This window comes from Marivita sp. (assembly GCF_020055675.1).
In the GTDB taxonomy this organism is placed as follows: domain Bacteria; phylum Pseudomonadota; class Alphaproteobacteria; order Rhodobacterales; family Rhodobacteraceae; genus Marivita.
The window spans coordinates 78,513-97,037 of the sequence record NZ_JAIPUS010000004.1 but is presented as its reverse complement, the minus strand read 5'-3'; the positions used below and the strand labels follow the sequence as shown (position 1 = coordinate 97,037).

Below are 18,525 nucleotides of genomic sequence, written 5' to 3'. Positions count from 1 at the left end.
GGAGACAGGTCATGCCCATCGAACTGACGACATCACAGTTTGAGCAAATGATCATGGTGCTTTCAGCGCTGTGCGTCATGGGGCTCGTCCTGACGGTTGCCTGGCCGTGGATTGCCCGCGACCAGTTGGCAGAACGCGTTCGATTTGTAAAAAATGAGCGAAGTGTTCTACGTCGCCGTGGCCAGCCGCGAAAGGCGGCAAATGTCGACGGGCGCTCACAGCTTTTTGCCAAGCAGCCGAACCGGGTCTTCGCCGGGATCGTGGAGCGGTTGAGCCTGGCGCGGTTGACAAACGAAAGCGGCACAGTCCTGCTTTTGCGGATGGCCGGGCTGCGGGGGCGCGCGCCCCTGGTCGCATTTCTGGCGTCACGGTTGATCGCAGCCGTGGTGCTGCCGATGATCGCATTCGTATATATTGCCTTCGTGGTGAGACCGGACCTGCCATTGCCAGCCGTAGCCGCCATGGCCTCTGCTGGGGCGATTGTCGGATTCTGGCTGCCCAGGCTCTATGTCCACAACCTGATCGCAAAGCGGCACACCAGCTTGCGGCGCAGTTGGCCCGATGCCCTTGACCTGCTGCTGATCTGTGTCGAATCCGGGATGAGCAGCGAAGCCGCCTTTCGCAAGGTGGCCGAAGAAATCGGCTCACAATCCAAGGAACTGGCCGAGGAAATGTCGCTCACCACTGCCGAACTCGCCTACCTGTCGGATCGTCGACAAGCCTACGAGAACCTTGGCACACGCACCGGGCTGGACAGTATCAAGGCAACCGTCATCGGCCTGATTCAATCCGAAAAATACGGCACGTCGCTGGGCCAGATGCTCCGGGTTCTGGCCAAGGAAAGCCGCGATCTCCGCATGGCGGCCGCCGAAAAGAAGGCCGCCGCTCTCCCGCCCAAACTGACCGTTCCGATGATCGTGTTCTTTCTGCCGGTCCTGTTCGCTGTGATCGCGACGCCGGCGGTCCTTCAGGCAATCGGAGCGACCTGAGCATGGCATGTTTGCACCAGTCTCATGATGACCGCCTCTTGCGCGCCCGGCCCGTCAACATCCAGCACAACAGCGCGACGGGCGTTTGGGTCACGTCGCATCGGGGGCCGGGGGGTCGATGCCGTCTTGCGAGACCGCGGCGGCAAGGCGCGCGTGTCGGGTCCACTGCTCAATTGCGTTTGCCTCTCCGGATTTTCGGCGAATTGCGTCTTCAAGATCCATGGAGGCCTCGGCGAGGTCGGAAAACCCGAGTATCCCGGCCCGGAACACGGTTTTGTGCGCCATTTCGCGCAACGTGTCGTGGTCAGGGCGTGACTGCTCGATCCGCTGCACGCATTCACCGAGTTCGGCACAGAACGTGCGCAATCGCATCAACGCGCCCTCGTGTCCGAACAGATCACAGGCCTCTTTGAAAGCCTCCCTGTCCTGCACGCCCTTCGACACCTCATTCGTCGGACCCCGTCCCGCCATCGCCACTCTCCGATTGTACCCGATGCCTGCTTCACAAAATGAAAGGAAGCGTCATGAAATATCCAAAATTCTGCGTTCCGGTCAAAGCAATCCTCGATAACGGCAGCCAGTATTTTGGGGGAGTCCATGTCAGCCAGAACCAGCGGATTCTGGACGTTCTCTGCGACGAGCGATCCTTCATTCCGTTCAAACTTCGCGACAGGACAATCCTGCTGAACAAGTCCAAGCTGGTGCAGATCGACCTTCTGGACATGACGGAAATTTCGGAAATGGCAGACGTCCTGCCAGAGTTGAATCTCGACTACCTGAAGGCCAACGACTGGTGACCCGATCACCTGTCCCTGGTGCAGTTTTCTTTCATCTACAGAAGCCTAGTGCGAAACATGGCCTTTGAACTTGACAATCTCCACGACGAAGCGGGCCGGATCAAGGCACTTGGTCGCCTCGATGCACAAACCTACCTGTCCGAGGCCAGCTTCGATCAAATAACAACCTTGCTTCAACTCATCCTCGGGATGCGGATGGTCACAGTCAGTCTTATCACTGAGGACAAGCAATTTCTGAAGGCACGCCAAGGGCTCGATCTCAAGGAAAGCGCGCGCGATGCTGCCTTCTGCAACATTGCCATTCGCAAATACGAGCCATTGATCATCGAGGACACGCTTGAGGACCCACGTGTCCGCGATAATCCCTTTGTCACAAGGGAGCCCTTCCTGCGCAGCTACATCGGCGCACCTTTGACGACGGCCGAGGGGTATAACCTTGGGACGATCTGCGCATTCGACACCACTCCAAGGCGGTTCACTGCGCAGGAGGCCGAGATTGTCAGCGGATTCGCAAAATTGGTCGTGACCAAGCTGGAGCTTCGCAGCCAAGCCAACCAGGATTCTCTGACAGGCGTTCACAACCGGCGCAGCTTTGAAGCTGCCCTGAGAAAAGAGCTGATGCGGCAGCGCCGAACCAAGGGAATTGCGACCATTGCGTTTCTCGACCTGGATCATTTCAAACGGGTGAACGACACGTTTGGTCACCCGACCGGGGACAATGTCTTGCGACAATTCGCTGCCGTCGTCCTGCAAAACTGCCGTGGAAGCGATTTTGTAGCGCGCCTCGGCGGCGAAGAATTCGCCGTTTTGCTGCCCGATACGGATATCGAGGCCGCACAGGTCTGGGCCAATCGGATGCGCCGGCAGGTCGAAGAGACCCGGTTTGACGACACCAACGAGGTCAGCGTGACAGTGAGCGTTGGCTTGGCAGCACTTGACGGGGCGCAAAGAGGGTCCGACGCGATCGAGAAACTCGCAGATGACGCGCTCTTCAGCGCCAAGCGGCAAGGCCGGAACCGCGTGGTCGCGGCTTGACCATGGACGGAACCCGCCCTTTTCCCGGAATTGACCCATGGAACGCGACGTCTCCGACTCGCGATGGAGGAACACACGCGATGAGCGGGACGACCGCGAGGCCCGTCGAGGCCGTGGAACTGACCAGAGCGTTCGAAAAAGGCGACCTGATGCTGCATTACCAGCCGCAGGTGGATGTTTCGCACCGCTGGCCAAAGATCGTCGGCTATGAAGCGCTTGCCCGCTGGCCGCTCAGCGATGGCAATTTCATCTCGCCGGATCGGTTCATTCCGGTTGCCGAAGCAAGCGGGATAGTGACGGCGCTCGACATCTGGGTCATCGAGACGGTCTGCAAGGAAATGGCCCACGCAAGGACGAAAGGTGCCTCCGGCCGCCTCAACATGTCCGCCAATGTCAGCGCGCAACACTTCGGCGAAGCGCAATTCGCACAATCCGTCGCTGACATCCTGGAAAAGACCGGGGTCGATCCGGGATGCCTCACATTGGAGATAACGGAGAGAGCTGTGCTTGCGAAAGGCGACCTGACGATGAGAAACATTCTCGATCTTCGCGAAATGGGTGTTTCCCTGACACTCGATGACTTCGGCACTGGCTATTCCTCGCTGTTTCATCTGAAGTGCCTGCCCGTTCAAGAGGTCAAGTTGGACCGCAGCTTCATCACGGATCTTCCCCATCAGGCCAGGGACGCCGCAATCGTGAGCGCCACCATCAAGCTCGCCTCTGAACTGGGCTTGCGGGTTGTGGCAGAGGGTGTCGAACGGGCCTCACAGGCGTCGTGGTTGCGGACAAACGGATGTCAAATAATCCAGGGGTTTCTCTATGGACGCCCGGCTGCCAGACGACATCATCAGCGTGGCGCCTGACCACGACCCGTACAGGCGGACTCGTCATGATTTGCGATCGCCTCGGGCCTGTCGTGTTCGGCACCTCCTGTCGGACTTGAGCGAGGCCGGGTTCGGGGACTAAAGCTCCAACGTCAGAGTAACCCGATCCCCGGCAAACCACGTGCGCCCGTATTCCACCGGCTGACCCGCCGCGTTGACATTGACACCGGTCAAACGCAACAGCGGATCACCCTCGCGCAGATGCAGGTGCAACGCCTGCGTGACATCGGCCAGAACCGCTGTCAGCCGGGTACTGGCACGGGTGTAGTCACCCACGCCTGCGCGGGCCAGGGCCTCGGTCACGCTGCTGGTCTCGGTCAGGTGACGGTCGATCCCGGCCAGCCGCTCCAGCGGAAACATGCTCTCGAACAGCGCAATCGGCGCAGTGTCTGCCAGCGAAAGCCCGTGACAGGCACAAACCGGCGCGCCTTCGTTGATCTCCAGCGCGCGGGCCTCGCCCGACGTGGCCGCGCGACACCCAACGTCAAGCACACGCTTGTCCGGCCTGCGCCCGGCGACCAGCAGATTTTCGTGGAACCGCACGCGTTCGCCAATCGGGTAATCGGTCGGCGTGGACGCGACAAAGGCTCCGGCTCCGCGCCGGGTGCGCACCAGTCCTTCGTCCACCAGCCGCGACAGCGCATGGCGCACCGTATGCCGGTTCACCCCGAACCGCGCAGCAAGCTGCGCCTCGGTCGGCAGCTTGTCTCCGGGCTGGTAGCGCCGTTCGGAAATATCCGCCCGCAGCGCCGCCGCGATGGCCTGCCAGACGGGGGTAGAAGACCGGGTGTTACGCAAATTTCACAAAACTCCACTGTCTTGGATCAGGGGATCTGGTAGGATATGTCTAGTTGTATATAGATCAGCAAAGTTGTCGAGATGAAAGACACGATCGACCAGACACCGGATCGCAAGGCGTGGATGGGCCTGATGGCCAATGCGCCACAGGGGCGCGTTACGGTTCTGCTTGAGGCCGCTCTGCCCCAACCGGCCCATACATGGCTGCGTGCACCGGAAATCGGCAGCGTCATCGTGCGCGGCCGCGCAGGCGGCACAGGTGCGCCGTTCAACCTTGGCGAAATGACGATCACCCGCTGTGCGCTCAAGCTGACCGGCGGTGAGGTTGGACACGCCTATATTCAGGGGCGCAACAAAGCGGATGCAGAAGCGGCCGCCTTGGTGGATGCGCTCATGCAGACCGGTGCAGCCACTGTCATGCGCACGAAGGTTCTTGGGCCGCTGGAGCAGGAACAGGTGGCACGTCGTACCACCCGCGCCGAAAAAGCCGCAGCCACCAAAGTCGATTTTTTCACGATGGTGCGAGGGGAAGACTGATGCAAGCCCAGACACTTGAAGGCGGCTTTGCGCACCCGGCCACCGATGCCGCCCACGCCTTTCGCGGCGTGATGGAGGCGATGGCCCGTCCCGGCACGATCCAGATATTGGCTGGCGCCACGCCTCCCGCGCCTTTGTCCGCCGCTGCGGGCGTCGCGCTACTGACACTCTGCGATACGGAAACACCGCTCTATCTGGCGGGCGAGGCTGACTGCGAATCTGCGCGCGCGTGGGTGGCGTTTCACACAGGCGCACCGATCACTGGCCCGTCGCAATGCATGTTTGCCTTGGGCACTTGGGATGCTCTGGCGCCCCAGACAGCCTATCCTATCAGGACGTCCGAATACCCGGATCGGTCGGCGACACTGATCGTCGAATGCGCAGCCCTTGCTGCCGACGGCGCATCCCTGACCGGCCCCGGCATCCGCGATAGTGCCAGCCTGTCTCTGCCGGAAATACAGGCGTTTCATGATAACGCGGCCCTTGTCCCGCTGGGATTGGATTTTGTCTTCACCAGCGGCGACCGCATCGCGGGGCTGCCCCGCTTCGGCGCGTCTGTCCCGTTGAACACGGGCGACATGGCTTGTGATCGGCGTATTTCGGCCATGTTCAAGGATCTGCCGGGCGGGCAGGTTCTGGGACCGACATTTGATTACACGCACCGGCTGCTGGATTTCAAACTCGCAGCCGAGGGCGAAGTGTCCGACGCTCCCACGCGAGAGGCTGATCAAGGCCCGGTGCCGCATGTGACCGAGTTTCTTGATCGCGAAGGCTTGATCGAAGACGCGCCACAGGACGACACCCCGCCGCCGGATCTCACGCACGAACCGTTGGAAATGCCCGCTGCTCGCGCCGACGAAGGGTTCAGCCTTGGCCTCGCCTATTCGACACGGCGTGGCTACGGGCGCAACCATGCCTTTGTGCGTGAGCTGCGAATCGGCACCGTTCCGGTCGAAATGGACATCCCGGAATTGGGTTTCGCCATCGAGATTGGCCACGTGACCCTGACCGAATGCGAAACCGTCAACCAGTTCAAAGGCTCCAAGACCGAATCGCCGCAATTCACCCGCGGGTATGGGCTGGTCTTTGGTCAGACCGAGCGCGGGGCCATATCAATGGCGCTGGTCGATCGCGCGCTGCGCTGGGAAGAGCTGGGCGAGGATTATGAGGGTGCGCCCGCGCAGGACACGGAATTCGTAGTGTATCACGCGGACAATATTCAGGCGACGGGCTTTCTCGAACATATCAAGCTGCCACATTACGTGGATTTCCAGTCCGAGCTGGAGCTTGTGCGCAAACTGCGCCGCGACATCGAGGCGCCACAGCAACGAAGGGACGCGGCGGAATGACCTATAAGCACATCGACATCCGCAGGGCGCTGATCGACTGGCAGCCGCATCGTGCACGGCAAGGCCGCGCTGGACCGGCATTGGCGGCGCATGCCTGTGCCGCCCGCATCAGGGTCCGCGCGCGAAGCGCTGGAAACCGCCCTGACGGAAAGGGCGGTGCCGTGACCTTAGCCGCGTCGGCGCTTCAGGGGCAGATCAAAGATGCCGCTCTTGTTGGAGGTGTCCGCCAACCAGCCATCCGGCCCGATCAGGTCGCTGGGCACCAGCCTTTCAAGCCGCGGCAGCAGACGGAACAGCACGGGTTCCATGGCCAGCCACACCAGAAGGGCGATCGCCGCCCACCACAGAAAAGTAATCATCAACGCAATCATAAAACCCCCGGGGTAGCGGACAGCCACTCGATGCGTTGCATTAACCACAGCAGTGAGACAGTCTTGTGACACCCTCTTCCGAATACAATTTCGTCTATCTGGACGAGCAGACGAAACGCATGATCCGCCGGACCATCCTCAAGGGTCTGGCGATCCCTGGCTACCAGGTGCCGATCCCGGAACCGCTTCGGTTTCTCGAACCGCGCGAAAGCGAGACCCGCAAGATGGACAGCCTTGAGGAATACGGCCTGATGCATGTGAAACTTTACGAGGACATCAGCCGCCACGGAAACATCGCGACATCTTACGCGTATCCGGTAAAGGTCGAAGGGCGCTACGTGATGGACGCGTCGCCGATCCCGAAATTCGACAACCCCAAGCTGGGCGATTGCCCCGCGATCCAGCTCTTCGGCGCAGGCCGGGAACAGCGCGTGAATATCGCACGTGGCTTTGCCCACGCCTATCCGGCAATGCTTCTGGATGAACCGACCGCCAGCCTCGACGCGGAAAACCGCGAGGTGGTTCTTGCCTTGATCGAAAGCGCCAAGACACGGGGCGCCGCGATCATCGGCATCTTCCATGACGAGGCCGCACGCGCCCGTGTATGTGACCGCGAGATCGATGTCAGCCGTTATACCCCCGGAGTTGCCGCATGACACAAGGACGCCTCATAGCGGTTGTTGGACCATCGGGTGTTGGCAAGGACAGCGTGATGGCCGGTATTCACGAGGCAATGCCGCGCCTTCACTTGGTGCGGCGGGTGATTACGCGGGCACCGGACCTGGGTGGCGAAGAGTATGACGCGGTCTCTGACGAGCAGTTCGCCGCTTTGCACCGGGATGGCGCCTTTGCGGTGCATTGGGGTGCCCACGGGCTTTGTTATGGCATCCCTGTCACGGTGAAATACCAGCTGAACAAGGGCACCGATTGCCTTGTGAACTTCTCTCGAAAGACCCTCGGGGAAGCGGCCGTGGTCTTTCCGCGCTTCGTGGTCCTGAACATCACGGCGCAATCCGAGACACTGGCACAGCGTCTTTCCGGGCGCGGGCGCGAGACTGAAGACGAAATATCAGCCCGCCTTGCGCGGGCCGAAACGCCCCTGCCCGCCGGCCTCGACGTGATCCATGTCTCGAATGACGGACCGCTGGCTCAAACTGTCGCCCGCGCCGTGGCCTTGCTTCAGCCCACGAGGTTGTAGCGATGGATCAGCTCGAAACGCCCGTCGCCCCGTTCGCCGCAGAGTGCGATGCTGTCCATCACGAAGGGTGCAGGCAAATCCGGCAGCCTGTCGTACAAGATATCCCTCCATTTCGGAATGGCTTCGCGCGGCAGTCGTCCCGACAGGGTCAGGTGAAATCGAAACTCTTCCATGACATACGGATAGCCCCATTTCATCAACAGCGCCTCTTGCCGGGGGCTGAGCCCCGCCTGTCTGCGGCGTGCGAGCTCCTCCTCCGATGCCGGGCTGCGAAACCCATCAAGATCACGGACGCAGGCCTGCGCCACCCGCCGCAAGGGGGCCATGTCTCCGCGGGGTGTCAACGCCAAGAAGCGCCCCAGCGGCGTCAGGTCCAGCCCGTCGCAACAGGCTGGCGCAAGCGTTTCAGCCATCTCCGAAATGGCCGTTGCCAGGTCTTGCACGTCATGCCCCTGCTTCAGCCGAAACGGGGGTTTCAGCGTCCCATGAAACCCGTATTTGCGCGGCGTCATGGTGATATCATGCAAACCGGGCAGCTCGGGTTGACGCGCCTCGGCACCGTTTACGATATCCCAGCCCAACCAGGACGCACCAAATTCCGCCAATGGCCCTTCGGGCGGCACATAGAAAATAGCAAATCGAGTATATGACATGAATTCTCCTTTCCCGGCCTCCTCTTTGACGAAGGCATATGACAGCGACATGTCAGGTGACGTCTGCCTTGCCAATGCGCAAGTGGTGCTGCCGGATCGGGTGGTACGCGGCTCGGTCACGATCGAGAGGGGCATGATCTCGGACATCGCGGAGGGAGAAAACGTGCCGACAGGTGCGGTGGATTGTGCGGGCGATCTGGTTCTGCCCGGGTTGGTTGAGCTTCACACCGACAATGTCGAGCGCCACATCGAGCCGCGCCCCGAGGTGGACTGGCCCCATCTTCCCGCCTTGATCGCCCATGATGCAGAGCTTGCCTCGACGGGAATCACCACCGTGTTCGATGCGTTGCGCGTGGGGTTCGTGCATACCGGCAAGGCGCGCTATATCGGTCACGCGCGCAAACTGGCCGACGAACTGCTGGCTGCGCGCGCCGATGGGCTGTTCAAAATCAGCCACTTCCTGCATCTACGGGCCGAAATCTGTTCCGAGACGCTGCTGGACGACCTTGCCGCCTTCGGTCCGGAGGATCGGATCGGCATCGTCAGCCTGATGGACCACACCCCGGGCCAACGCCAATTCCGCGATCTGACCGCGCTGAAGACCTATGTGTCCAAAAAGCGCGGCATGAATGATGCGGAATTCGCAACCCATGTCGAGACGCTGTTGGCTTTGCAAGAGCGCTTTGGCGCAAGCCACGAGGTCGGCGCCGTCGCCGAAGCGGGCCGCCTTGGCGCTGTGCTCGCAAGCCACGACGACACCACGGCCGAGCATGTCGCGAATTCCTGTGAAAGTGGTGTCGGCTTCGCCGAATTCCCGACAACGATTGAAGCAGCCCGAGCCTGCCGCACTCGGGGCATTGCGGTGATGATGGGCGCACCCAATCTGATCCGGGGCCGCTCGCATTCTGGAAATGTTGCCGCCGAAGACCTGGCGAAGGCCGGTCTGCTGGACATCGTTTCGTCGGATTACGTTCCGTCGGCGCTGCTTTTATCAGCCTTCCACCTCGCCCGCCTCTGGGATGACCTGCCACGCGCAATCGCGACGGTCACCCGCACCCCCGCGCGCGCCGCGCGGCTGGCCGACCGCGGCGCGCTGCTGCCGGGATTGCGGGGCGATGTCCTGCGCGTGCACATCGCCGGGCAGACGCCCCTTCTTCGCGGCGTCTGGAGCCGGGGCAACAAGGTCAGTTGATCGTCCAAAGTTTCGTCATTTCATCTGTTGCAACGGTGTCAAGAAACCCTACCGGTCGGGATGCGCATCGTCTTCAGTCATCCGGACAAGGACCCTCGGGCGCACCATCCCGGACCGTCCAAGACATGTCATGGGCTGCGTGCCGTCCGGATGCAACGCCCCGACATCGCGCAGAGCTTTTCAAAACCTTGACCGGGGGAACACAGGGCGCGCCGAGGACCAAGCTCCGATCCCTGGTGAACAGGCCACACAGGTTGCCAGATGCTCCGCGTGGCAAGACCAGGCTCGCATGATCTGGTTCGACGGGGGCCTGTGTCATTTCACAAGGCCTCAGAGGAAATGAGCAAGCCCTGCGATTGCAAAGGGAACCGGCAGGCTGACAAGAATACGCATCAGCGTTGCCTGTCGCCCCATGAAGGACAATTCGTAGGCGAAGATTTTCGTCGTCGAAAACAGCGACCAGGAGGTGACATAGGCAATCGCGGCCACCGGAGCGGCTCCGGCCTTGAGCGCCGCCGCACCGATGGCGAAACTGACAAAGGCCCCGCCCGGCGTCAGCGGCCCCAGGGCAATCGCCAGGACCACGGCGGTCAGTCCGGCCTCAGATCCCAACAGGCCGCGCACCTGGTCCTCCGGCAGCAATTCGGCAAAGAACCCGGCCCCGAGCAGGGCCACGAGGACCCGCGGCGCGGTGAACAGGAAGGTGTCCAGCGACGCCTCGTAGGAGGCGCGCCGCCAGTCGGAATTGGGCAGATATGACCACAACCAGAGCGCTGCGCCCCCGATCAGCACCGTTCCGATCAGGATGTTCATGCGACGCGTCTTTGCATCACCGCCCGCGCGGCCAGTCCCAGAAGAACCGGCGCCGGCAGACTGAGCATGTAGCGCGTCCAGACAAGATCGGAGGGCAGGAACGAGAATTCCCAGATCAGCGTCCGGTTCAGCCCCAGAAGGCTCCAGCCGGAAACGAAGGCGATGGTGGCCCCAAGGTCGGCCCCCGCCGCCGTCAGCCCCGCCGCCAACGGAAAGGTCATCATCGGCCCACCCGGCAAAGCGGCACCACAGGCAGCGGCCACGACCAGTCCACGCAGCCCGCTTTCCCGTCCGATCAACCGTCCCACCTTGTCGCGGGGCAGAAGCATCGGCAGCGTCGCGGCGATGAATATCCCCGCCGCGATCTTTGGCGCCAGCACCGCGATAAAGCGGAATGCTTCAGCCACGATCACGCCGGTTCGGTCCAGCCCCGAGGTCCAGGCAACGGCCACTCCCCCGGCCAAAGTAAAGACCAACAGAACCAGAAAACTGCCATCCACCACCTTTCGGGGTTTGCGCAAGGGCGGTGGATCAGCCCCGATATTTCTCAATGAAAGCATCGATGTCGAGCCTCCTTATGTCGGGCAGTGCGCGCTTGTAGGCATCATGCGACCAGTCCCAGACCGCGATCTCCATCAGCGCCTCTGCCTGCTGGTCCGAAAAGCGGCGCTTGAGAACCCGTGCGGGCACACCACCGACAACGGTATAGGGGGGCACATCCCGGGTCACAACCGCACCGGCACCGATCACGGCACCGGTGCCGATGGTCACGCCTGCGGTGATGGTCACGCCGTGCCCGATCCAGACGTCATGGCCGATGGTGACCCAGTCGGCCTTGCGCCATTCGAAGAAGTCGTGATCGTCCTCGCCCAGTCCGTAGGCTTCGGCCCGGTAGACGCTGTGATGCTGCACGGCCCGCCATGTCGGATGGTTGCCGGGATTGATCCGCGCGCCGTTCGCGATGGAACACATCTTGCCGATACTGGTCCAGACCACGTGACAGTGCTGGGTGATATAGGACCAGTCCCCCATGGAGGACGCCCGCATCGACGTGCCCTTGCCGACTTCGGTCCATGCGCCCAGCTCACAGTCGACCACGCTGGCCTCGGGGTGGATATTCGGCTCTTCGTTCAGGTGGTTCTTTGCGCCTGCGCCGCTCATGGGTTTCTCCTGTTTTGCAAAACTGTTGTGCGGGGCCGTCAACACCCCGGCCTGCATGATGATGACATCCCCTGCGACCCCGATCTCATGCGCACGCTGATCGCGGCTGGATTGCGGCCCCGGGCGGACGTAAGTGATGCAGACGCGGCACGCGATCTGTGGGCACGCGCACCCGAGCCCTGATCTTCGGGTCTTCGTCGCACCCCGTCACGTCAGGGCGGGAACGGCAAGACGAATGGCAGGCTCCTTGAATCGAAGGACCTGGCCATCGCGGACAGCCATGGGCTCGATCAGGGCCTTCAGCGCCAAGCCCCCGCGTTCGGGAATATCGAGCCCCATCGAATGGAAACACGCCACGCGGTGACCCGGCTTTGGATTGAGCGCCGGTGCGATGTCGCGGGTGCCCAGCTTGAGGTGGTGGGCAATGTCCCATTCATGGGTCACGCCGTCGATCCGGGTCACGACCCAGCAATGGCCATCGGTGCAATGATCCGTCTTTTCCTGTGGAAAGAAGAACCCCGTGACATAACCCGCCTCTATCCCCGAGGCACGCAGGGCCGCGAGGAAATAGGTGTTGATGTCGACGCAGGACCCTTCGGTCACGCCGCACCCCAGCGCTGGCACGACATCATGGCCGTCGTTGAACCGCGCTTCGGGGTGGCCGTAGGAAAAGCGGTCTGCGGTGTGACGCGCGATGGCTTGGGCCCGGGCAAGGCCCTTGAGGTCACGGGCCGCGTCTTTCGCCTCGATGACAAGATCGTCCGCCGCGCAGGTGTACCGGGACGGTGCCGGATCGAACATCTTGTCGGGATAGGGTGCCACCTGCCCCGCATCGCAGCGCAGCCGCAAGGTAACGGACCCGGCCGGAGACCGGACGATCCCGACGGATTGGCCAGTTGTGGCTTCCGCCACAAGGTCCAGCGAAGCCTCATCGCAGCCGATCTCGACAATAGTGCCATGCGGGGTGGCGATGCCGCCGGGCACCAGAACCGCGTCCGTTCCGTCCGGAACGTCGACCGTGTAGATGACCTCGTGACTTGTCATTTCAATGCTCTCCCTTCCTGTCCACCGATCAACCGCGTCCGGATCAGCCCCGACAACCAATCGATCAGGTAGACCATGCCGATGATCAGGAAGATGATCGACCAGGCCTCGTCCCACCTGTAGGCGGCGATGCGGTCCGACAACAGGAATCCGATCCCGCCCGCGCCGACAATCCCGAGGATCGTGCCCGAGCGCACGTTGGACTCGAAATTGTAGAGGAGGATGGACAGGATCACCGGGTTCACCTGGGGCGTGATGCCAAAGCGGATCTGCTGCAGGCGTGACCCGCCCGAGGCCTTGACCCCTTCCACCGGTTTCTCAGAGGTGTTCTCGATTGCTTCCGAAAACAGCTTGGCAAAGGTGCCGATCTCACTGACCGCAATCGCGAGGATGCCGGCCAGCGGCCCAAGACCGAACGCGCGGATGAAGATCAACGCAAGGACCAGGGTTTCGAAGGCACGTATGATGTCATAGCCCCGCCGCACAGTCAGGCGCAGGATGCTTTGCCTGATGATGTTCTTGGCCCCAAGAAGTGACAACGGCAAGGCAAAGATCGCACCCAGCAGGGTGCCGAGAAAGGCAATCGCCAGCGTTTCGCCCAGACCATTCAGGACCTCCGAGAAATCAGACCAATTGTCCCAGACATGGGGCGGGAACATGAAGGACATGACGGTCCCGAGGCGCCCCAGCCCTTCCCAGATACGCGCAGGCGAAAAGTTGAAATCGTAAAGACACCAGCCAAACAGACCGATGAAAAAGGCCCAGAGCGCGTAGCGGCGGATACGGACGGACAGCGGCGCCTGGAAGGCCAGGGGCACACGGCGGCGCGCGGCGGCGATTTTTGATTGAGTCAGGCTCATGACGTGCGTTCCCCCAGTCCGATAACGCGATGGCGCAGTTTTTCGGATCCGTAGTCGATGACCATGACGGTCACGAAAATGATGACGAAAAGGGCTGACAGGTCGGTGTATTCCTGAAAGCTAATGGCGACGCGGAATTCCTGCCCCAGCCCACCGGCGCCGACATAGCCAATGATCGACGAGGCACGGACGTTGATCTCGAACCGCAAGAGCGTGTAGCTTATGATATTGGGAAGTACCTGCGGCACCGCGCCATAGCGGACCTGGTCAAACCATGTCCCGCCTGCGGCCTTGACGCCTTCGAGCGGGCGCATGTCGATATTTTCGTTCACTTCGGAATAGAGCTTGCCCAGGGCCCCGGTGGCGTGCAGCCCGATGGCCAGCACCCCGGCCATCGGGCCGACTGAAAAGCAGAAGACAAATATCAACGCCCAGACCAACTCGGGCACGGTTCGCGCGATTTCGAGATAGCGGCGGGTGATCAAGAGCACCCACCTGTTGGGGGCCAGGTTGCGTGCAGCCGGAAAGGAAAGGACAAAGCCGCCGATCACGCCCAGAACCGTGGCCATGAACGCGATCAGGATTGTTTCGAACAGCAAGCCCATCCAGATCTGCCAGCGCCAGAACCACTCAGCGATATCCACACCCAGGGTGTCCCACCGCAGGGCCGGAATGGTCTTCTCGATAAATTCGCCCAAGCGCGGAATCCCAGCCGGGATGATCCAGCGCCATTCGCGCGATCCATCGGGCATGCTGACTTGCGTGACCTTGAAGAAATCCCCGATCCAGCTGGTGAACGCAAAGACAATCAGGAACAGGATCGCTCCAATCGCCCAGCTTGTGCGCATGCGGCGGCGCCTGGCGGCGAAGGCGATTTCGAAATCGGCAATGGCGCCTGTGCCCTGCGGCCGTGAGCCACTCGCAATGTCTGCGGTTGCAGTCATACTATTTTCCCCGGAGAAACGCGTGGTGGGCCTTGACCGCCCACCACTTTGTCGTGCGACGTCAGATCACGAGCCGGAGCGGCGCTCTTTCTTGATCCAGTCGCGCATGTCGACGATCCACTGGTAGCGGTCGTGGTCAACGCGGATCCATCCCTTCTGGGTGGAGTCCACACCGCCGGACATCTCGATGAACGCCGTTTTGTCCTTCTCGGGGCTTTCCATCACGGCCGTCTGCATCGCGTCCTTGAGGTCCTGCGGCAGGTTCGCACGCGCCGTCAGCGGACCGGAGGTGATCTCGGGGGACGCCCAGATATTGCAGGCTTCGCCATCGCCAATCATGCCCTTCGTGACCATGCGCTGAACGATTCCGTTTGTTTCGTTCGTCTCGTAGGTGGCGGCCGCGTCGAAGGTTCCGTTTACCACCCCCTGCACGCCGGCCTCGTGGCTGCCGGAGAAGGGGATCGCGGAGAAATAGGTCTTCGGATCCACTTCCTTGGACAGGTTGAAATATGGAACCGCGTAGCCGGAGGTGCTGTCGGGATCGGCAAAGGCCAGAACCTTGCCTTCGAGCGCGGCGATGTCCTCCAGACCGCTGTCGCAGCGGGTGACAATGACGGAATAATAGCCGGTCGATCCGTCGTTCTGGACGCGGGACACCAGCGGTTCCACGCCGGCATCGGTCGCGGTGTAAGCCGCAGCATAGGCGGCAGAGCCGAGAAACGCGAACTCGATCTGGTCGGCGGCCAGCGCCTGGATCACGCCATCATAGTTGCCGGCTGTGAAAATCTCGACCTCGACGCCGAGTTCCCGCTTGAGATATTCCTCGAACGGCGTGTAGCGCGCGATCCGGTCTTTTTCGTTCTCGCCCGACAGGATGCCAAACTTCAGAACCTGGTAATCTTCTTTCCAGCCGTCGGCGAGCGCCGGGGCCGCAATAAGGGCCGCGAGAGCGGTAGCAGTGATGAAACGCATGTGATTGTCCTCTTTGCGTTAGCAGGGGAGCACCTTTTCGGTGTCTGTTGTTATGATACGACGAGGGCTCAGGCAGGCTGAGCAAACTGGCCGGTCGGGCGGGCGGCGGTCGACGTGACGGATTCGTTGAACTCGGCCAGCCCTTGCAGCCCATAGATGTCGCGCACCACATCGTCGGTCAGCTGCCGCGCGGTCCCGTCGAAAAAGACGCGTCCCGCACGCATGGCGATGATGCGATCACAGTAGGCGCGCGCCGTATCCAGCGTGTGAAGGTTGACCATGACGGTCAGCCCGTCTTCGGCGTTGATTTGCTTGAGTCCATCCATGACCAGCGTCGCATTGGCCGGATCAAGCGAGGCGATCGGCTCATCCGCCAGCATGATTTTCGGTTGCTGTACCAAGGCCTTGGCGATGGCCACCCGTTGCTGCTGGCCGCCCGAGAGCGTTCCTGCGCGTTGCAATGCCTGGGGCACGAGATCGAGACGGTCAAGCGCCCGAATGGCCAATGCGCGCTCTTCGTCGGTGAATTGCGCGGCCATGGACGACAGGAATCCATGCTCTGCCAACCGTCCGATCAGCACATTGGTTAGCACATCCAGCCGATCCACCAAGTTGAATTGCTGGAAGATCATCGCACAGCCCCGGCGCCAGTCCCGCAGGGCCTTGCCCTTCAGCGCGGTAATCTCGGAACCCTGAAACGAAACCGACCCTGAACTGGGCTCGACAAGACGGTTGATCAATCGCAGCAACGTGGACTTTCCGGCACCAGAGCGCCCGATGACGCCAACGAATTGCCCCGGCTCGACAGAGAGCGAGACGTTGTCGACTGCTGTGGTGTCTCCGAATTGGCGGGTCACGCCGGATAAGATCAAGTTGTCGGTCATTTGTGCCCCCAAACGCGGATGTCTTAATCATCCGGATGAATATGGGGGGCAACTTGGCGGCAGTGTGTTACAGGTGCTTAACCTGCCCGTGACAATTTGGTAAAAGCCCCGCTGGCAACGGCGGTCGCGAGGTCGATCATGCCATTTGAATAGATCGTCCGCCCAGCGCGCAGAGTCGTGGCGACGCAGCCCCTGGGATCGACAAGGACCAGGTCCGCCAGCTTGCCGATCGAGATCTCGCCGCGATCGGCCAAGCCAAGCGTTTTCGCAGGATTGGCCGATGCAAGACGGACCGCTCCCGGCAACCCGTCCGGGTCCTGCTGTGCCAGCGCCGTGATCGCCGGCAGGATCGCGGCAGGGTGGTAATCGGCGGCCAGTATGTGCAGCAGCCCTGCGGCATGTGCCGCGCGCGCGGACAGGTTGCCGGAATAGCTTTGCCCCCGCATGGCGTTGGGCGCCCCCATCGCAATCATCAATCCGCGTGCCACGGCGGTCCGGGCCGCTTCCAGTGTCACTGGAAACTCGCTGATGACCGCGCCGATATCTGCCATCAGGTTGGTCTTTTCCACCGTGTCATCGTCGTGGCTGGCCATGGCAATGCCGCGCGCGCGGCACAGCCTGGACACGGCATTGAGGGTCTCCAATAGCTGCTCGGGGGGGATCGCCGCGTCCATGCGCGCCTGAATGTCGGCGCGCGCCTGCGCTTCGGAAACGCCTTGTCCATGGGCGCGGTAGGCCACCAGCTTTTCGAGGTTGCGGTACTGGCCCTGCCCAGGTGTATGATCCATCACCGAGACGAGATCGACCGCACCCGCGTCCAGCAAGCCCTCCAGCGCGTCAATGGCATCTGTATAGGTCATGTCGAACCGTGCGTGAATGCGATGATCCACGCGCAAGCCGTTCAGGCTGTCCTTCAGGGCGCGGATGATATTGCTGGTATGCTCGAACGACCGGCGGTCGCCATCCTTGGCACTGCGCGAGAAAGAGACGCCAGCATAAGCGGTTGTCACACCCGAGGCGGCCAGCCGTGCATCGAGATGCGCCACCGCCACATCCATCGGGAAATCGACCCGTGGACGCGGCTCCAGTTCCAGCTCGATCATGTCCCCGTGCATGTCGATGAACCCGGGATACAGCGTGTGGCCAGGTGCCCTGATGCCATCCTTTACCGGAGCTTCTGCAATATCCGCGATGAGCCCATCCTTGATACCAAGCGCCCCGTTTTCGATGACACGGTCCGGCAGGACAATTCGAACATCAGACAACCACATTTTCGCGTTCCTCCAAAGATTTCACGTCCGGGGTCAGATCGATTTCGCTGTCGATCAGTTGCGCAACGTCGCCGGGATGGTGGAAGACGCCGACCATCGCTGTGCCCCTGGATTTCAACTCTGAGAGCCGGTCGATCAACGCCGCGCGGGCGGACGCATCCAGCGAAGCAGTCGGTTCATCCAGAAGCAAGAGCCGTTGTGGCAGGATCAGAGCGCGGGCGAGGTTCACTTTTTGCTGTTCCCCTCCCGAGAAAGTGGTGGGATAGGCCGCCCAAAGCGTCCGTTTGACGCCGAATGCATCAAGCCAGTGTCGCGCCTGCTCTAGCGCGTCTTCCTGCGCCACGCCCGACAGGCGCAAGGGTTCGGCCACCAGCGCTTCGGCGCTGACGCGGGGCCGCGCGGTCAGGAACTGGGTGACAAAGCCCATTTCCGTCTTGCGCAGCAGGCTGACATCCACATCCGCCGCGCGGGCCAGATCAATGACACCGTGGGAAGAATGAAACAGGATCTCGCCTCCGCCGGGCAGGTACGACCTGTAAAGCGCGCGCAAGAGCGTGGACTTGCCTGCGCCGTTGCGTCCCTTGAGCAGCAGAAACTCTCCCGCGCGAAGCTGGAAGGAAATATCGTCAAAGGCGGCCATCTGCGCACCCAGGTGGTGCATGGTAAAGCCTTTGGATAGGCTGCGAACCTCCAGAACAGGCGCATCGCGATTGAATTGAGGGGTCATTCGCCTGCTCCTTGAGTGGTCGCATGTTCGAGCCATCGAACCGGTT

The 18,525-nt window shown here is 61.7% G+C and carries 23 protein-coding genes; 9 read left to right on the top strand and 14 right to left on the bottom strand.

What is annotated here, in order from left to right; genetic code table 11:
- Window positions 1-11: 11 nt before the first annotated feature.
- On the top strand, window positions 12-989 hold the full coding sequence (locus LCF59_RS04770; protein WP_292286125.1) for a type II secretion system F family protein: 978 nt from the start codon (window positions 12-14) through the stop codon (window positions 987-989).
- 90 nt (window positions 990-1,079) lie between these two features.
- Here the strand turns inward: LCF59_RS04770 and LCF59_RS04765 are convergent, their stop codons facing one another.
- Window positions 1,080-1,460 carry an Hpt domain-containing protein gene (locus LCF59_RS04765; protein WP_292286123.1) on the bottom strand — a complete coding sequence of 127 codons (381 nt, stop codon included), beginning with the start codon at window positions 1,458-1,460 and terminating at the stop codon, window positions 1,080-1,082.
- A 53-nt stretch (window positions 1,461-1,513) separates the two neighbouring features.
- Between LCF59_RS04765 and LCF59_RS04760 the strand changes: the two genes are divergently transcribed.
- From LCF59_RS04760 to LCF59_RS04750, 3 genes are all read left to right on the top strand, one after another.
- Window positions 1,514-1,786 carry a hypothetical protein gene (locus LCF59_RS04760; protein ID WP_292286121.1) on the top strand — a complete coding sequence of 91 codons (273 nt, stop codon included), beginning with the start codon at window positions 1,514-1,516 and terminating at the stop codon, window positions 1,784-1,786.
- Window positions 1,787-1,843: 57 nt separating this feature from the next.
- On the top strand, window positions 1,844-2,821 hold the full coding sequence (locus LCF59_RS04755; protein WP_292286119.1) for a sensor domain-containing diguanylate cyclase: 978 nt from the start codon (window positions 1,844-1,846) through the stop codon (window positions 2,819-2,821).
- 80 nt (window positions 2,822-2,901) lie between these two features.
- Complete coding sequence (locus tag LCF59_RS04750; RefSeq protein ID WP_292286116.1) at window positions 2,902-3,684, top strand: EAL domain-containing protein; 783 nt, start codon at window positions 2,902-2,904, stop codon at window positions 3,682-3,684.
- A 99-nt stretch (window positions 3,685-3,783) separates the two neighbouring features.
- On the opposite strand, the gene phnF is transcribed toward LCF59_RS04750, so the two are convergent.
- Window positions 3,784-4,503, bottom strand: coding sequence for a phosphonate metabolism transcriptional regulator PhnF (gene phnF / locus LCF59_RS04745; RefSeq protein ID WP_292286114.1), 720 nt, complete (start codon window positions 4,501-4,503; stop codon window positions 3,784-3,786).
- An 81-nt stretch (window positions 4,504-4,584) separates the two neighbouring features.
- Here phnF and phnG point away from each other — a divergent pair, with 81 nt between their 5' ends.
- Window positions 4,585-5,040, top strand: a complete 456-nt coding sequence (gene phnG / locus LCF59_RS04740; RefSeq protein WP_292286112.1) for a phosphonate C-P lyase system protein PhnG — start codon at window positions 4,585-4,587, stop codon at window positions 5,038-5,040.
- Complete coding sequence (phnH, locus tag LCF59_RS04735; RefSeq protein ID WP_292286110.1) at window positions 5,040-6,389, top strand: phosphonate C-P lyase system protein PhnH; 1,350 nt, start codon at window positions 5,040-5,042, stop codon at window positions 6,387-6,389. The genes phnG and phnH overlap by 1 nt, the downstream gene beginning before the upstream one ends.
- A 167-nt stretch (window positions 6,390-6,556) precedes the next feature.
- On the opposite strand, the gene LCF59_RS04730 is transcribed toward phnH, so the two are convergent.
- Entirely contained in the window at window positions 6,557-6,760 is a 204-nt protein-coding gene (locus tag LCF59_RS04730) for a hypothetical protein (RefSeq protein WP_292286108.1), read from the bottom strand.
- Between the two features lie 65 nt (window positions 6,761-6,825).
- Here LCF59_RS04730 and LCF59_RS04725 point away from each other — a divergent pair, with 65 nt between their 5' ends.
- A complete protein-coding gene (locus LCF59_RS04725) occupies window positions 6,826-7,416 on the top strand; it encodes an alpha-D-ribose 1-methylphosphonate 5-phosphate C-P-lyase PhnJ (RefSeq protein WP_292286106.1) in 591 nt (196 codons plus the stop codon).
- Complete coding sequence (gene phnN, locus LCF59_RS04720; protein ID WP_292286104.1) at window positions 7,413-7,958, top strand: phosphonate metabolism protein/1,5-bisphosphokinase (PRPP-forming) PhnN; 546 nt, start codon at window positions 7,413-7,415, stop codon at window positions 7,956-7,958. The genes LCF59_RS04725 and phnN overlap by 4 nt, the downstream gene beginning before the upstream one ends.
- Here phnN and LCF59_RS04715 read toward each other — a convergent pair.
- Window positions 7,940-8,611, bottom strand: coding sequence for a DUF1045 domain-containing protein (locus tag LCF59_RS04715; RefSeq protein WP_292286102.1), 672 nt, complete (start codon window positions 8,609-8,611; stop codon window positions 7,940-7,942). The two genes, phnN and LCF59_RS04715, sit on opposite strands and share 19 nt — an antisense overlap.
- Before the next feature lie 49 nt (window positions 8,612-8,660).
- Here LCF59_RS04715 and LCF59_RS04710 point away from each other — a divergent pair, with 49 nt between their 5' ends.
- Entirely contained in the window at window positions 8,661-9,803 is a 1,143-nt protein-coding gene (locus tag LCF59_RS04710) for an alpha-D-ribose 1-methylphosphonate 5-triphosphate diphosphatase (RefSeq protein WP_292286100.1), read from the top strand.
- Between the two features lie 330 nt (window positions 9,804-10,133).
- On the opposite strand, the gene LCF59_RS04705 is transcribed toward LCF59_RS04710, so the two are convergent.
- The 10 genes from LCF59_RS04705 to LCF59_RS04660 all read right to left on the bottom strand — a co-directional run bounded on the left by LCF59_RS04705 (window position 10,134) and on the right by LCF59_RS04660 (window position 18,479).
- Window positions 10,134-10,616, bottom strand: coding sequence for a hypothetical protein (locus LCF59_RS04705; protein WP_292286099.1), 483 nt, complete (start codon window positions 10,614-10,616; stop codon window positions 10,134-10,136).
- Window positions 10,613-11,176: a hypothetical protein gene (locus LCF59_RS04700; RefSeq protein WP_292286097.1), complete on the bottom strand. Its 564-nt coding sequence runs from the start codon at window positions 11,174-11,176 to the stop codon at window positions 10,613-10,615. The genes LCF59_RS04705 and LCF59_RS04700 overlap by 4 nt, the downstream gene beginning before the upstream one ends.
- Window positions 11,148-11,777, bottom strand: coding sequence for a DapH/DapD/GlmU-related protein (locus LCF59_RS04695; RefSeq protein ID WP_292286095.1), 630 nt, complete (start codon window positions 11,775-11,777; stop codon window positions 11,148-11,150). The genes LCF59_RS04700 and LCF59_RS04695 overlap by 29 nt, the downstream gene beginning before the upstream one ends.
- A 207-nt stretch (window positions 11,778-11,984) precedes the next feature.
- Window positions 11,985-12,821, bottom strand: a complete 837-nt coding sequence (locus LCF59_RS04690; RefSeq protein ID WP_292286093.1) for a transglutaminase-like domain-containing protein — start codon at window positions 12,819-12,821, stop codon at window positions 11,985-11,987.
- Window positions 12,818-13,681, bottom strand: coding sequence for a phosphonate ABC transporter, permease protein PhnE (gene phnE / locus LCF59_RS04685; RefSeq protein WP_292286091.1), 864 nt, complete (start codon window positions 13,679-13,681; stop codon window positions 12,818-12,820). The genes LCF59_RS04690 and phnE (LCF59_RS04685) overlap by 4 nt, the downstream gene beginning before the upstream one ends.
- Window positions 13,678-14,625, bottom strand: coding sequence for a phosphonate ABC transporter, permease protein PhnE (gene phnE / locus LCF59_RS04680; RefSeq protein WP_292286089.1), 948 nt, complete (start codon window positions 14,623-14,625; stop codon window positions 13,678-13,680). Before phnE (LCF59_RS04680) ends, phnE (LCF59_RS04685) begins: the two co-directional genes overlap by 4 nt.
- A gap of 66 nt (window positions 14,626-14,691) precedes the next feature.
- Window positions 14,692-15,597, bottom strand: coding sequence for a phosphonate ABC transporter substrate-binding protein (phnD, locus tag LCF59_RS04675; protein ID WP_292286087.1), 906 nt, complete (start codon window positions 15,595-15,597; stop codon window positions 14,692-14,694).
- 68 nt (window positions 15,598-15,665) lie between these two features.
- The gene (phnC, locus tag LCF59_RS04670; RefSeq protein ID WP_292286086.1) at window positions 15,666-16,481 is read right to left on the bottom strand and encodes a phosphonate ABC transporter ATP-binding protein; all 816 of its coding nucleotides are present in this window, start codon (window positions 16,479-16,481) and stop codon (window positions 15,666-15,668) included.
- Window positions 16,482-16,558: 77 nt separating this feature from the next.
- A complete protein-coding gene (locus LCF59_RS04665; RefSeq protein ID WP_292286084.1) occupies window positions 16,559-17,752 on the bottom strand; it encodes an alpha-D-ribose 1-methylphosphonate 5-triphosphate diphosphatase in 1,194 nt (397 codons plus the stop codon).
- A complete protein-coding gene (locus LCF59_RS04660; RefSeq protein ID WP_292286082.1) occupies window positions 17,739-18,479 on the bottom strand; it encodes a phosphonate C-P lyase system protein PhnL in 741 nt (246 codons plus the stop codon). The genes LCF59_RS04665 and LCF59_RS04660 overlap by 14 nt, the downstream gene beginning before the upstream one ends.
- Window positions 18,480-18,525: the final 46 nt, after the last annotated feature.